Genomic DNA, 10,399 nt, shown 5'->3' with positions numbered 1-10,399 from the left:
CCCGAGGTGGCCGCGTGGGCGGCGCGGGTGAAGGCCAAGGAGGTGCCCGGCTGCCAGCCGGTCGTCACCGCAGTCTGCTACGCGGCAGTGGGGGTGCCCACGGCCGCCGCCGTGGCCTCCGACCTCTTCGCCTTCGCCGTGAGCTACGCCGGGGCCGCGCTGCGGCTGCGGCTCACCGACCACCGGAGCAACCAGGTGATGCTCCGGCGGGCCCAGCCCGTCATCGAGGCGGTGGTCGCCGACGCGATGGCCCGGCCCGTCGCGGACATCGGCGGGTTCGCCCCCATGGGGGACGTCATGTCGGCCGCCCACGAACGCGCCGAGGCGCGGCTCTTCACCACCTGACCACCGAGAGAGGCACAACCGCATGAGTGAGAACGTCCTGCGTATCGGGATCGGCGGGCCGGTCGGCTCGGGCAAGACGGCACTGGCCGAGGCGCTCGTCCCGATCCTCATCGCAGCCGGGCGCACGCCCGGTGTCATCACCAACGACATCTACACCCAGGAGGACGCCCACCACGTGCGGCGGGCCCTGGCCGGGACGCTGGACCCGGACCGGGTGTTCGGGGTGGAGACCGGTGCCTGCCCCCACACCGCCGTGCGCGACGACCCGACGATGAACCTCGCCGCGGGCGACGAGATGCTCGAGCGCTTCCCGGACATCGACACGCTGATCTACGAGTCCGGGGGCGACAACCTCACCCTCACCTTCTCCCCGGTGCTGGCCGACGTGTTCGTCTTCGTCCTCGACACCTCCGAGGGGGAGAAGATGCCGCGCAAGCGAGGGCCGGGCATCACCGACAGCGACATCCTCGTCATCAACAAGATCGACATCGCCCAGTACGTGCGCACGGACCTCGACGTCATGACCCGCGACGCCCACGCGGTCCGCGGCGACAAGCCCGTCGTCCTCACGAACTCCCTCGACGGGACCGGCGTCGCCGAGCTGTTCGACACGATCATGGCGACGTGGCACGCGCGGCGGGGCGAGCTGATCGCGTGACCGGGCAGAGCGTCGTGGACCCGCCGCGGACGACGGCGCTGCCGGGTCCCGGCGCGCCGCCCGAGCGACTGTCGGCCGCGCACTACGAGCCCGCCCACGTACCGGCGGAGGTCTCCCGGTACGGGACGGCGGCGCACACCCTGCCGGTGGGTACGTCGGGCAAGGTGGGCCTGCTCGAGCTCGGCTTCGAGGTGCGCGGGCCGGCAGGGGAGCAGCGCACCGAGCTCGTGCGGCACTACCAGAAGACGCCGCTGCAGATCATGCGCCCGATGTACTACGACGAGGCGCGGCCCGACATGCCCTACACCTACGTCATGACGACCGGGGGAGGCATCCTCCACAACGACCGGCAGCGGACCGACCTGTGGTTCGGTGAGGGCACCTCGGCGCACGTGACGACGCAGGCGCACACGAAGGTCTACCGGATGGAGTCGGGCTACGCGACGGCGCTCGTCAACCTCGACCTCGCGCCCGGCGCCTACGTCGAGTACCTGCCCGACCCGCTCATCCCGTACCGCGACTCACGCCTCTACCAACGCACCGACGTCACGCTCGCGGAGAGCGCGACGCTCGTCGCCGGGGAGACCGTGTACTCCGGGCGGCTCAGCCGGGGGGAGCGCCACCAGTTCTCGGCGCTGGCGAGCGACTTCACGGTGCGCCGGCCGGACGGGGAACCCGTCGCCGTCGACCGCGTGCGGCTCGTGCCCCGTGACGGGCGCAGCGGCGGCCCGGCGGTGCTCGGCTCGCTCGACGTCGTCTCGACGATCTACGTCGTGACGACCGCGGTGCCCGCCAAGGAGGTGGCCGACGTCCTGCACGCCGCGGCGGAGGACGCGTTCTCGCACGCGCCCGAGGGACGGTTCGGCGTCAGCACGCTGCCCGTCGGCTCCGGGGCCTGGCTCCGCTTCGTCGGGAACGACACCGTCGCTGCCGCGGCCGTGTGGCGGTCGGCCACCCGCGCGGCACACGAGCTCCTCACCGGGAGCCCGGCACCCACGATCAGGAAGTAGCCCGCCCACCATGGACAACGGAGGTGCGTCGTGACCACGCCCAGCGAGCAGACAGGCCTGGCGCCCTGGGGGTTCGCCCTCCTGCGCGGACCGTCCCAGATCTTCTTCCAGGTGAACGTCATCACCGGCCTGCTGGTCCTGGCCGCGTTCTTCATCGCCGACTGGCGCATGGGGGTCCTCGCACTCATCGGTGCCCTCGGCGGGGCGCTCGGAGGGCGCGCCATGGGCTACCCGCCCTCCAACGTCGCCTCCGGCATGCAGTCCTTCTCCGGCACCCTCGTCGGCGCGGCGGTGTTCGCCGCGCTCGGCGGGGACGAGTGGTGGTGCTACGCGCTCGCGTTCGGCGGCGGGCTGCTCACCGGCCCGGTGACGTGGCTCATCGACGCCCTGTTCTCGAAGACCGCGCTGAAGAAGTACAACCTGCCCTACACGACGGCCCCGTTCGTCATCGTCGCCACGATCATCGTCCTGTCGACGACGTCGCTCGCGGTGTCCTCCTCGCCCTCCGACCTCCCCGACGAGCCGGTCCAGGCGTTCTTCCTCTCGCTGCTCACGAACGTGTCGCAGGTCGTCCTCGTGGACAACCCCTTCGCGGGCGCGGCGATCCTCCTCGGGCTGTTCATCGCGAGCTGGCGGGTGGGCCTGGCGGGCCTGCTGGGCAGCGCGCTCGGGTCGCTCACCGCGATCGCGATGGGGGAGCAGTGGAGCGAGATCGCCAACGGCCTGGCGAACTACTCCGGCGTCCTCACCGCGATCGCCCTGTGCGTGACGTTCCTCAAGAGCTCGACGGCCTCCTGGCTGTACTCCCTGCCGTGGATCGTCGTCACCGCGGTCGTCACGCTGCTCATGCACCGCCTCGGCCTCGAGACGTACACCTGGCCCTACATCCTCACGACGTGGGTCGCGCTCATCGTCGCGTACTCGGTCAAGGGGCTCGACCGGTCCTAGGCCACCGGGCTGCCGGGTGGCACGATGAGGCCCATGTCGAGCACCGCGCGAGAGGTCGAGCACGACCACGTGCACCACGCCGCGGGGCCGCGCTCGGCCCAGGCCGCGGTCGCGGCGCTGCGCGCCCGGGGGGAGCGGATCACCTCGGGCAGGCGCGCCGTGCTCGACGTCCTCTCCGCGAGCGCGGACCACCTCACCGCCGAGGAGGTCGTCGCAGCCCTGGGTGACTCGACCGTCCACCGGGCCACCGTCTACCGGACCCTGGACCTGCTCGTGGCGGCCGGCGTCGTCGCATACCGCCGGCTGCCGGGTGGTGCCACCAGCTACCACCTCGCCGCCACGGGTGAGGGCTACGAGCACCTGCACGGCTACTGCCACCGCTGCGGCACGGTCGTCGTGCTGCCCGCCGACGCGCTGGACGACGTCGGTGAGCTGCTCCGGCGCGCGGGGTTCCGGCTCGACGCCCGGCACAGCGACCTCGTCGGCCTGTGCGAACGGTGCGTCTCGCCGGACTGACCTCAGGCAGTCCGCTCGACGTCGTGGTGCTCGCGGTACTCGGCGGGGGTCACCCCGAGGCGGGCGACGAACGCCGCGCGCATCGTCGCGACGCCGGAGAACCCGGACCGGACGGCGACGTCGGACAGCGCGAGCGCGGGGTCCTCGCGGATGAGCCGTGCGGCGGTGGACAGCCGGTACCGCGTGATGAGGTCCGCAGGGCCCACCGGGTCCGGGAACCTGCGGTAGAGCTGGCGTCTGCTCACGTGCAGCTCGCGGGCCAGGGTGGCGACCGCGAACTCCGGGTCGCAGTGCCGCTCGGCGATCGTCGACCACGCCAGGCGCCGGATGTCGTCCGAGTCCTCCGGCCAGGTCCGCGTCGCCGCATGGTGCTCACGCAGCACGTCCCGGACGATCGCCACCGCGAGGTCCTCCAGGGCGGTGTCCGAGGCCGGGGAGCGCCCGGGCTGGACGGCGGTGCACAGGGCGCGGGTCATCTCGCGCGAGACCCGCGCGAGGGAGCCGTCCTCGAGAGGGACCACCGCCTCCACCACGTCCCGGGGCGGGAGCAGGACGTCGGGGACGACGATCGCGCACACGTCCTCTCCCAGCCCGAGCACCGGGGCGAGGCCGGTCCGGGACGAGACGACGTGACTGCGCGAGGTGGCCCCCTCGCGGGTGTGGACCAGCGCCGTGAACGGCGAGGCCACCTGACCGGCGCTCGCCCCCTGCGTCACTCGCAGGACCGTGCGCGGGCCGATGAGCACGACCCGTCCGAACCGGGCGCAGGCGAGCCCTGCACCTCGGTCGGGCGCCGACGCCGGCGTCCCCGTGACGATCTCGGTCATGGTTCGCCGTCCCCCCAGAGGCTCCAGACAAGAGGGCCCCAGGCGCTGCCGGCAGGCCCTCCTCGGCTCCGATTGTCACCCGGCCACCGGGCCGGCGCTAGCGCTGGCCGGGCCTCGGCGGGCGGTCTAGATTGGCAAGTGCGACTCGCTCGCATTCGCGAGTGGGGGGAACGAAAGGGTCGCGCGATGCACGTTCCGGACGGATTTCTCGACCTCCCGACATCGATCGCGACCGGCGTCGTCGCCGCCGCCGGCATCGCGGTCTCCCTCCCGATCGCGCGGAGGGAGGGGGACGAGGACCGCAAGGTTCCCATGGTGGGCATCGTCGCCACCGTCGTGTTCGCGTCGCAGATGGTGAACTTCCCCGTCGGCGCCGGGACGAGCGGGCACCTCATGGGAGGTGCCCTCGCGGCGGTCCTTGTCGGACCCGGCACGGCGGTGCTGTGCCTCAGCGTCGTGCTCATCGTCCAGGCGCTGCTCTTCGCCGACGGCGGGATCACCGCGGTCGGCACGAACATCACCCTCATCGCCCTGGTGACGGTCGTCGTCGGGTGGTGGGTGTTCCGCGGTGCGGTCGCGGTCCTGCCGCGTCGGCGCTGGTCGGTCGCCGCCGCGGCCTCGGTCGGTGCATTCCTCTCCGTGCCGGTCGCTGCCGCCGTGTTCGCCGGGCTCTTCGTCGTCGGCGGGACCGTCTCCGTCCCGGTCTCCTCGATCTTCGCCGCGATGGTCGGCTGGCACCTGGTGATCGGCGTCGGCGAGGCGGTGATCACCGCCGTCGTCGTCTCCGCCGTCCTCGCGACCCGCCCCGACCTCGTCTACGGGGCGCGCTACGCACGGGCCGTGCGGCCCGCCACCGGCCGGGAGGCACGGGCATGAGCGCGCAGCGCGGGCGGCGCCGGATCTCGGCCCGGGCCTTCACCGTCGGGGCGCTCACCGTCGCGCTGCTCGTCGCGTGCGTCGTGAGCGTCTGGGCCTCCGGGCACCCCGACGGCCTCGAGTACGTCGCCGAGTCCGAGGGCTTCATCGGCGAGGCGAGCGAGAGCGCCGCCGCCGCGAGCCCGTTCGCCGACTACAGCGTCGCGGGCCTTCCGACCGGCCTGTCCGTCGCGATCGTCGGTCTCGTCGGCTGCGCGGTGACCTTCGCCGTCGCCTGGGGCGTGGGGCGGCTGACCCGCGGCCGCACGCGCGAGCGCTGACGTGACCCCCGTCCGCGAGAGCCTCCTCTCCCGGGTCGACGCGCGCACGAAGCTCCTCCTGCTCGTCGCGTTCGCCGTCCTCGTCGTGCTCACCCCGCGTGAGTGGGTTCCGGTGTTCGGCGGGTACGCCGTCGTCGTCGGCGTCGTCCTCGCGCTGGGCCGGGTGCGGCCGCGCACCGTGGCCAAGGGGATGCTCATCGAGCTGCCGTTCGTCGTCTCCGCGCTGCTCATGCCGTTCATCGCCACCGGGCCCCGGGTCGACGTGCGGGGCGTGGCGCTGTCGGTCGAGGGGCTGTGGGGCGCGTGGGGCCTGCTCGCCAAGGCGACGCTCGCCCTGCTCGCCGCGATCGCGTTCGCCTCCACCACCGAGCCACGACGCGTCGTCGCCGCGCTCGAGAGCCTGCGCCTGCCCCGCCAGCTCACCGAGATCCTCGCCTTCATGCTGCGCTACCTCGACGTCATCGCCGAGGAGGCCGCCCGGATGCGCATGGCTCGTCAGGCGCGCGGGTTCACCGCCCGCGGGCCGGGCGCCTGGCGCGTCCTCGGGATGGCGGTCGGCGCCCTGTTCGTCAGGGCCCACGCCCGTGGGGAGCGGATCCACTTCGCCATGCTCGCCCGCGGGTACCGCGCGGACGCCCGATGACGGCGCTGCGCGCCGCGAGGGGGACCGGTGCGGCCGGTGTCACGGTCGCGGACCTGCACTACGGGTACCCCGGGGGCGGCGCACCGGTGCTCGAGGGCGTGAGCTTCGACGTCGCGCCGGGGGAGCGGGTGGCGATCCTCGGCCCCAACGGCGCGGGCAAGACGACGCTCATGCTCCACCTCAACGGCATCCTCAGCCCCGACGACGGACACGTCGCCGTCGACGGCCTGCGCGTGTCGCGCGAGACCGTGCTCGAGGTGCGACGCCGCGTCGGCCTCGTCTTCCAGGACCCCGACGACCAGCTCTTCATGCCGACGATCGGGGAGGACGTCGCCTTCGGTCCGGCCAACTACGGCGTGAGCGGGGCAGCCCTGGACGAGCGGGTGGGCACCGCGCTCGCCCAGGTCGGGCTCGCGGGCAGCCAGGCCCGCTACCCGCAGCGGATGTCGCTCGGCGAGCGCCGCCGCGCCGCGATCGCCACGATCCTCGCCATGGAGGTCGACGTCGTCGTCCTCGACGAACCGACGTCGAACCTCGACCCGACGGCGCGGCGCGAGCTGTCCACCACCCTCTCCCGGCTCCCGGCGACGCAGATCGTCGTCACGCACGACCTCCCGTTCGCGCTCGAGGTCTGTCCCCGGGCGCTCGTCCTGGACGACGGGCGGATCGTTGCCGACGGCGCCACCCGCGAGCTGCTCGCCGACGAGGAGCTGCTCGCCGCCCACGGTCTGGAGCTGCCCTGGGGGTTCGACCCCGGGCGCACGCAGGGCGGCACCTGACCGGCCGGGCTCACATGCTGCTCACAGGAACGTCCCAGGACCGGTGAAGGCCGGGCTGGCGCAATAGGAGTCGTCCAGCCCAGCCGCGTCCCGGGAGCCAGCGTGCCGAACCTCCTCCTCGTCCTGGCCGACGTCGTCGCCGTCACCCTCCTCACCTTCGCCCTCTACCTGCCCCGGCACCGCCGTCGGGACCTCGCCGTCGCCTACCTCGGCGTCAACGTCGGGGTCCTCGGGGTGGCCGCAGCGCTCTCCTCGAGCACCGTCGGGGCGGGGCTGGGCCTGGGCCTGTTCGGGGTGCTGTCGATCATCCGGCTGCGGTCCAGCGAGCTCTCCCAGCGCGAGGTCGCGTACTACTTCTCGGCGCTCGCGCTCGGCCTGCTCGGTGGTCTCGGCGTCACCGAGCCCACCGTCAACGCCGCCTTCATGGCCGTGGTCCTCGCCGTCATGTACGTCGGTGACCACCCCCGGCTGCTGCCGCGGATGCGCTCCCAGACCGTGCTCCTCGACCGGGCGCTGAGCCGGGAGGAGGAGCTCACCGCGTGCCTCGCGGAGCTGCTCGGCGGACGGGTCCACCAGGTCACCGTGCAGCGTCTCGACCTCGTCAACGACACCACGCTCGTCGACGTGCGCTACACCGTGCCGGCGCAGCGCCGGCGCGCCGCGGAGGACTCCCGTACGGCCCCGGCACCCACCGGGGCGGACGGCGCGCGGCGCGTGGGCAGCACGGCGGTGGCGCGATGAGCACGCCGGACCTCGCCCTGGACCACCTGCCCGCCGTCACCCTGCCCGAGCTCGAGGCACGCGCCGCACGGCTCACCCGCGTCGACCGCAAGTACCTCCTCACCTACGAGGAGGCCGAGGCGGTCACGGCCGGGCTCCCCGCCGACGTCGCGGCGCTGGAGATCGGCGGACGACGCACCTTCGGCTACGAGTCGGTCTACCTCGACACCCCGGCCGGTGACGCCTTCGCGGCCACCGCCCACCGCCGTCGGCGACGCTTCAAGGTGCGGACGCGGACCTACGACTCCGGTGCCTGCTGGCTGGAGGTCAAGACCCGCGGCCCGCGCGGCACGAGCGTCAAGGTCCGCCGCCCGCGGCCCGCCGGGGCTCCGGACGGGCTCACCGGCGAGGAGCGCGCCTTCGTCGCCACGACGCTGCGCGACGCGGGCATCGACCCGGCGCCCGTCGACCGGCTCGAGCCGGTGCTCCTCACCCGCTACCGGCGCGCCACGCTCTACCTGCCCGGTGACGGCGCCCGCGTGACCGTCGACACCGCCCTGGAGTGGCGCGACCCGGCGGGCAGGTCCCGGGACGCCACCGGTCTCGCCGTCGTCGAGACCAAGACCGGCGCGACGCCGTCCGCGGTCGACCGGCTCCTGTGGGCCGGCGGCCACCGCCCGGCGCGGATCTCCAAGTTCGCCACCGGGCTCGCCCTGCTCCACCCCGACCTCCCCTCCAACCGCTGGCACCGGACGCTGCGGCGTCTGGACGCCACCCCGACCCCCACCAGATGAGAAAGGCACACATCATGCGCAACGCCATCCGCCCGATGGCTGCCGTCCTCCTCGTGGGCGGCCTCGCGGCCGGCTGCTCCGGCTCGCAGCCCGACGCCGCCGCGCAGGACACCGTCGACCTCAAGATCGACGCCGCGTCCGTCGAGGACGCGCTCGCCGCCAACGTCGCGGCCCACGAGACCGAGACCGACTGGGACCCCGACACCGAGGTCGCCATCGACCTCTCCGACGACGGGTCCACGGTCTCCGGTGAGGGCGCGTCCGTCGACGGGAGCACCGTGACCATCTCCCAGCCCGGCACCTACCGGCTGAGCGGCACGCTCACCGACGGGCAGGTCGTCGTCAGCTCCGCCGCGGAGGGGCTGGTCCGCCTCGTCCTCGACGGCGCCGACATCACGAGCTCGACCACCGCGCCGATCGCGGTCGAGCAGGCCGGGCAGGCCGTCGTCGTCCTCGCCGACGGCTCGACCAACAGCCTCGCCGACACCGCCCGGACGGCGGGGGAGGACGAGCCCGACGGCACCCTGTTCTCGCGCGCCGACCTCACCGTGACCGGCACCGGCTCGCTCAAGGTCACCGGCGCGATGAACGACGGCATCGCCGCGAACGACGGGCTCGTCATCGACTCCGGCAAGGTCGCGGTCCAGGCGGCCGACGACGCCATCCGCGGCAAGGACTACGTCGTCGTCTCCGGCGGCGAGGTCAGCGTCACGAGCGAGGGCGACGGCCTGAAGTCCGACGACGAGGAGGACGCCGGGGCCGGGTACGTCGCCGTCCTCGGTGGTTCCGTCACGGTCGAGTCCGGGGCCGACGGCCTCGACGCGGCCACCGACGTCATCGTCGGCGACGGCACGCTCGACGTCACCTCCGGTGGGGGCGCGGGCGGCGAGCTCGCGGAGGACGCCTCCGCCAAGGGCCTCAAGGGCAACGTGTCCGTCGTCGTCGGCGGCGGGACCGTCACGGTGGACGCCGCGGACGACGCCGTGCACTCCGACGCCGTGGCCACGATCGCCGGCGGCGACCTCACCCTCGCGACCGGGGACGACGGCGTGCACGCCGAGGAGTCCCTCGCGGTCACCGGCGGCAGCGTCGAGGTCACCCGCTCCGAGGAGGGGCTGGAGGCCGCGGCCATCACGATCACCGGCGGTGACGTCTCCCTCGTGTCCGCCGACGACGGCATCAACGCCGCCGGCGGCAACGGTGAGAACGGCCCGGAGGCGCAGGCCTCCGCGGAGTACTCGGTCACCATCACCGGCGGGACGGTCGTCGTCGACGCCGGCGGGGACGGCCTCGACTCCAACGGGACCGTCGACATGACCGGCGGGACGGTCGTCGTCGCCGGGCCGACGAACGAGGGCAACGGGGCGATCGACGTCATGGGCGAGTTCACCGTCGAGGGCGGCACCCTCCTCGCGACCGGCAGCTCCGGCATGGCCACGGCCCCGAGCACGGACTCCCCGCAGGCCTCGGTGCTCGCCACCTTCGACCCGCAGGAGGCCGGGACGGTCGTCGCGATCACGACGTCCGACGGCGAGGTCATCGCCGCGTTCGAGTCCCCGAAGGACTTCTCCTCCGTCGTCCTGTCCTCACCGGAGCTCGTCGCGGGCGAGAGCTACGACGTGCTCGTCGGCGCGAGCGTGAGCGGCGAGGCGACCGCGGGTCTCCACGACGACGCCGACCTCGAGGGGGCGACGACCGTCGCCACCGTCACCGGCGGGGAGCACGCCGCCGGACCGATGGGCGGCCCGGGCGCGGGTGGCATGCAGCCCCCGGCCGACGGCGAGATGCCCCAGCCCCCGGCCGACGGCGAGATGCCCCAGCCCCCGGCCGACGGGGAGATGCCCCAGCCCCCGGCGGACGGTGAGCGTCCGGAGCGTCCGGCTGACGGTGAGCGTCCCGCCGACGGCGAGCGTCCCCAGGGCGACTCGGCGTCGCCGGAGGCCCGCACGTCGGCCGCCTGAGC

Annotated in this window: 13 protein-coding genes; 12 read left to right on the top strand and 1 reads right to left on the bottom strand. The window is 73.8% G+C overall.

The features are described 5' to 3' along the window. The 5 genes from FHE66_RS05105 to FHE66_RS05085 all read left to right on the top strand — a co-directional run. Nucleotides 1–345 (top strand): urease accessory protein UreF (locus FHE66_RS05105; RefSeq protein WP_369692753.1); only part of this gene is annotated, 345 nt, incomplete at its 5' end. A gap of 22 nt (nucleotides 346–367) precedes the next feature. After that, entirely contained in the window at nucleotides 368–1,003 is a 636-nt protein-coding gene (ureG, locus tag FHE66_RS05100; RefSeq protein WP_139071907.1) for an urease accessory protein UreG, read from the top strand. Continuing rightward, nucleotides 1,000–2,013, top strand: a complete 1,014-nt coding sequence (locus FHE66_RS05095) for an urease accessory protein UreD (protein WP_218013620.1) — start codon at nucleotides 1,000–1,002, stop codon at nucleotides 2,011–2,013. Before ureG ends, FHE66_RS05095 begins: the two co-directional genes overlap by 4 nt. A gap of 30 nt (nucleotides 2,014–2,043) precedes the next feature. Further along, entirely contained in the window at nucleotides 2,044–2,961 is a 918-nt protein-coding gene (locus FHE66_RS05090; RefSeq protein ID WP_139071906.1) for an urea transporter, read from the top strand. Nucleotides 2,962–2,994: 33 nt separating this feature from the next. Next, nucleotides 2,995–3,477 carry a Fur family transcriptional regulator gene (locus FHE66_RS05085; RefSeq protein WP_168202682.1) on the top strand — a complete coding sequence of 161 codons (483 nt, stop codon included), beginning with the start codon at nucleotides 2,995–2,997 and terminating at the stop codon, nucleotides 3,475–3,477. A 2-nt stretch (nucleotides 3,478–3,479) separates the two neighbouring features. Here FHE66_RS05085 and FHE66_RS05080 read toward each other — a convergent pair whose 3' ends face one another. After that, nucleotides 3,480–4,304 (bottom strand): AraC family transcriptional regulator, encoded by an 825-nt coding sequence (locus FHE66_RS05080; protein WP_139071904.1) that lies wholly within the window; start codon nucleotides 4,302–4,304, stop codon nucleotides 3,480–3,482. A 186-nt stretch (nucleotides 4,305–4,490) separates the two neighbouring features. On the opposite strand from FHE66_RS05080, the gene FHE66_RS05075 reads away from it, so the two are divergent. From FHE66_RS05075 to FHE66_RS05045, 7 genes are all read left to right on the top strand, one after another. Continuing rightward, nucleotides 4,491–5,180 (top strand): energy-coupling factor ABC transporter permease, encoded by a 690-nt coding sequence (locus FHE66_RS05075; protein WP_139071903.1) that lies wholly within the window; start codon nucleotides 4,491–4,493, stop codon nucleotides 5,178–5,180. Further along, nucleotides 5,177–5,500: a PDGLE domain-containing protein gene (locus FHE66_RS05070; protein WP_139071902.1), complete on the top strand. Its 324-nt coding sequence runs from the start codon at nucleotides 5,177–5,179 to the stop codon at nucleotides 5,498–5,500. The genes FHE66_RS05075 and FHE66_RS05070 overlap by 4 nt, the downstream gene beginning before the upstream one ends. 1 nt (nucleotide 5,501) lies before the next feature. Beyond that, on the top strand, nucleotides 5,502–6,143 hold the full coding sequence (gene cbiQ / locus FHE66_RS05065; protein ID WP_139071901.1) for a cobalt ECF transporter T component CbiQ: 642 nt from the start codon (nucleotides 5,502–5,504) through the stop codon (nucleotides 6,141–6,143). Beyond that, entirely contained in the window at nucleotides 6,140–6,922 is a 783-nt protein-coding gene (locus tag FHE66_RS05060) for an energy-coupling factor ABC transporter ATP-binding protein (protein ID WP_139071900.1), read from the top strand. Before cbiQ ends, FHE66_RS05060 begins: the two co-directional genes overlap by 4 nt. 102 nt (nucleotides 6,923–7,024) lie before the next feature. Next, nucleotides 7,025–7,663, top strand: coding sequence for a DUF4956 domain-containing protein (locus FHE66_RS05055; protein ID WP_139071899.1), 639 nt, complete (start codon nucleotides 7,025–7,027; stop codon nucleotides 7,661–7,663). Then, nucleotides 7,660–8,436, top strand: coding sequence for a polyphosphate polymerase domain-containing protein (locus FHE66_RS05050; protein ID WP_139071898.1), 777 nt, complete (start codon nucleotides 7,660–7,662; stop codon nucleotides 8,434–8,436). The genes FHE66_RS05055 and FHE66_RS05050 overlap by 4 nt, the downstream gene beginning before the upstream one ends. Further along, a complete protein-coding gene (locus FHE66_RS05045; protein WP_218013619.1) occupies nucleotides 8,433–10,397 on the top strand; it encodes a carbohydrate-binding domain-containing protein in 1,965 nt (654 codons plus the stop codon). The genes FHE66_RS05050 and FHE66_RS05045 overlap by 4 nt, the downstream gene beginning before the upstream one ends. The last annotated feature ends 2 nt before the right edge of the window (nucleotides 10,398–10,399 follow it).

It is taken from the genome of Georgenia sp. 311 (assembly GCF_006151955.1).
Taxonomy (GTDB): Bacteria; Actinomycetota; Actinomycetes; order Actinomycetales; family Actinomycetaceae; genus Oceanitalea; species Oceanitalea wutianyii.
Note: the sequence above shows the minus strand (reverse complement) of the source record. Positions and strands in the feature narration are given on the sequence as shown.

Coding starts and splice junctions, on each gene's coding strand:
- FHE66_RS05050 (WP_139071898.1), top strand. CDS start 7,660: ATGAGCACGCCGGACCTCGCCCTGGACCACCTGCCCGCCGTCACCCTG.
- FHE66_RS05080 (WP_139071904.1), bottom strand. CDS start 4,304: ATGACCGAGATCGTCACGGGGACGCCGGCGTCGGCGCCCGACCGAGGT.
- ureG (WP_139071907.1), top strand. CDS start 368: ATGAGTGAGAACGTCCTGCGTATCGGGATCGGCGGGCCGGTCGGCTCG.
- FHE66_RS05045 (WP_218013619.1), top strand. CDS start 8,433: ATGAGAAAGGCACACATCATGCGCAACGCCATCCGCCCGATGGCTGCC.
- FHE66_RS05085 (WP_168202682.1), top strand. CDS start 2,995: ATGTCGAGCACCGCGCGAGAGGTCGAGCACGACCACGTGCACCACGCC.
- FHE66_RS05075 (WP_139071903.1), top strand. CDS start 4,491: ATGCACGTTCCGGACGGATTTCTCGACCTCCCGACATCGATCGCGACC.
- FHE66_RS05070 (WP_139071902.1), top strand. CDS start 5,177: ATGAGCGCGCAGCGCGGGCGGCGCCGGATCTCGGCCCGGGCCTTCACC.
- FHE66_RS05060 (WP_139071900.1), top strand. CDS start 6,140: ATGACGGCGCTGCGCGCCGCGAGGGGGACCGGTGCGGCCGGTGTCACG.